Source organism: Methylobacterium sp. V23 (assembly GCF_002917135.1).
GTDB lineage: Bacteria > Pseudomonadota > Alphaproteobacteria > Rhizobiales > Beijerinckiaceae > Methylobacterium.
Genome location: NZ_PDHT01000098.1, coordinates 1 through 2,586, shown reverse-complemented (window position 1 = coordinate 2,586; position 2,586 = coordinate 1). Strand labels below are relative to the sequence as shown.

Here is a 2,586-nt window from a genome sequence, read left to right as displayed (position 1 = left end):
CTTCCATCCGCGAGCTTGGCAGCGTTCGCCTCGCGGATCTTAGCAGCCGCATCGTTGTAGAGGAACGGCAGGAAGGCGTAGCGGCGGCCCCTTGTCACCCGCGAGACGGCGTGCAGGAGCGAGCAGGAGAACACCACGGCACCGCCCGGCGGTGGCTTGAAGCTGCGCGGCCCGTACTCGGGGAAGCTGACCTCGCCGCCCTCGAACGCCGCGTTGAGGTTGATCGAGACCGCAAAGCGGCGGTGGGCGGTTCCAGCTGTGGTGTTGTCGCGATGCGCGCCGAAATGCCCGCCATCCTCGGCTGCGTAGCAGCCCACGAGGTAGCGCTCCATCCGGGTCACCCGGAAGCAGTGCACCTTCTCGATCTCGGGAACGACCCGGCGCAGGATGCGCGCTTGTGTCTGCGCCATCAGCTGTTGGTCGTCGATCGTGTAGTCCTTGCGCACTTTGTGCTTCTGGTCGTGTACACCGACCGTCTTGCCGCCGACATCGCGCATGAAGCCGCTCTGCTCACCGCCATGCGCCTCATACAAGCCGATCAGGTGCTGGCAAAACTCAGGCTCGAACACATCAGGCAGGACGAGCACGGGAGCGTGGACCTCGAACCCGGCAAAGTGGGCAGGCGGGGGCAGCGCGTCGAGGTAGGCGAACAGGGCTGCATGCTCGGAGAGCGGGAATATCTGGAGAATGCGCAGGGTTGGATCTAGCACCATCCAGAACCGCTTGGTCGGCACGTTAGCGCCCGGCTCCACGTTCTTCGGCACGGCGCCATAGAGGCGGCTCACCGCCATGTCGAAGTCCCAGAAGTAGCGCAGGCCAGGCATGCTCGCCCTGACCCGGTTTTGCGCCTCGTCGGCCGGATCGATGCTCACGCCAAAGAAGCAGGCCCGCGCGTCGTCGAAGTGCCCGCGGTTAGCCAGCACGGCGCTGACCGCCGCCTGGCCCTGCGCGTCGCCGGCTGAGCCGAAGAAGCACAGGATGATGTAGCGCCCGGCTGCCGTGTCGAAGGTGTAGAGCGGACTGCTGGTCGAGCGCTGCCGGAACCAGGGGGCAGGATCGCCGGGCAGGAGCTGAGCGAAGGCGGGCGGCAAGCTGGGGTTAGCGTTCATGGAAGACCTGCAGCGGGACGTCAGCCGAACCATTCTACCGGCTCACGGCCACGCTAGCCAGGCGCCTGACCGGGGCCGAGGTGCTGGCGCTCGGGCCGTGCAACTCGGCACGTCGAGCGCCTGCTCGCGTGTGGTGCTCAAGCGTACAGGAAGTCGGCGGCCTTGAGCTGATTGGCGGTGACGTGCTGCAAGAGGATGTCGTGGCCCGCGTCCGAGATCAGCGCAAACCCGCCCGTACCGGTGGACAGGTGGGCCTGCACATCCGCAAAGCTGGTGTAACCAAAGCCACTCAGGTCGATCTTGTCGATGCCGCGCTCGAAGTCGGTGACGAAGTTCTTGCCAGCCCCATCGGCCCGCTTGAACACGAACACGTCGGATCCGGCATCTCCGGTCAGCGTGTCGTTGCCCGGCCCACCCCAAAGCACGTCGTTGCCGATGCCGCCGTTGAGCTTGTCGTGGCCAGCTCCACCGTTGAGCGTATCGTGACCGGCCCCTCCAATCAGCACGTCGTTGCCGGTTCCACCCGTGAGCACGTTGTCGAGGCTGTTGCCGACGCCGTTGAAGGCGCCCGAGCCGGTATAGACCAGGTTCTCGACATTGCCCTTGAGCGTGTAGCTGGCCAGGCTGGTGCGGATCGTGTCGATGCCAGCATTGGCCATCTCGGTGACCACATCACCGACCTGGTCGACGAGGTAGGTGTCGTCGCCCGCTCCGCCGAGCATGGTGTCAGCGCCTGCGCCACCATCCAGTGTGTCGTGGCCCGAACCACCCGTGAGCACATCGTTGCCCGAGGTGCCGGTCAAGAACAGGCCACCCTTCGAGACAGGCTCGACCTTGGTGAGCGCCTCGACCTTGGCGAGCGCTGCCGGCTCGGCAGCAGCCTTCATCAGAACCGCCGGAGGGGCCGCCTTGGCCAGGACGACATCCTGCTCGGTCAGCTGGCCAAGCTTGACGTTCTGCAGGGTGATGGTTTCGTCGCCCAGGCTGAGCACGAGGTTGCCCGCCTTGCTCATCGCCGCATGCGCCTGCACCTCCGCGAAGCTGGTGTAGCCCATCCCGCTCAGATCGAGCTTGTCGCTGCCGATTTGGAAGTCCGAGATGAAGGTGGTGCCGCTGTCGCCGCTGCGGAACACGAACACGTCAGAGCCGGCGTCGCCGGTCAGCGTGTCGTTGCCCGACCCACCCCAGAGCACGTCGTTGCCGATGCCGCCGTTGAGCTTGTCGTGGCCGGCGCCACCGCTGAGCGTGTCGTTGCCCGCCCCGCCGATCAGCACGTCGTTGCCCGACCCACCCGCGATCGCATTGTCCAAGTTGTTGCCCGTGCCGGCGAACTTTCCGGTGCCGGTGAAGATCAGGTTCTCGACGTTGCCCTTCAGCGCGTAGCTGGCCAGGCTGGTGAGCACCGTGTCGATGCCCTCGTTAGCCATCTCGGTGACCACGTCGCCAGCGTTGTCGACCAGGTAGGTGTCGTCACCCG

The 2,586-nt window shown here is 65.8% G+C and carries 2 protein-coding genes; both read right to left on the bottom strand.

Going from position 1 to position 2,586, the window contains the following annotated elements; translation table 11 throughout:
- Window positions 1-1,109: 2OG-Fe(II) oxygenase (locus tag CRT23_RS27390; protein WP_103712618.1), on the bottom strand; the 1,109-nt coding region annotated here is incomplete at its 3' end.
- Between the two features lie 137 nt (window positions 1,110-1,246).
- Window positions 1,247-2,586 (bottom strand): calcium-binding protein (locus tag CRT23_RS27385; RefSeq protein WP_146056560.1); only part of this gene is annotated, 1,340 nt, incomplete at its 5' end.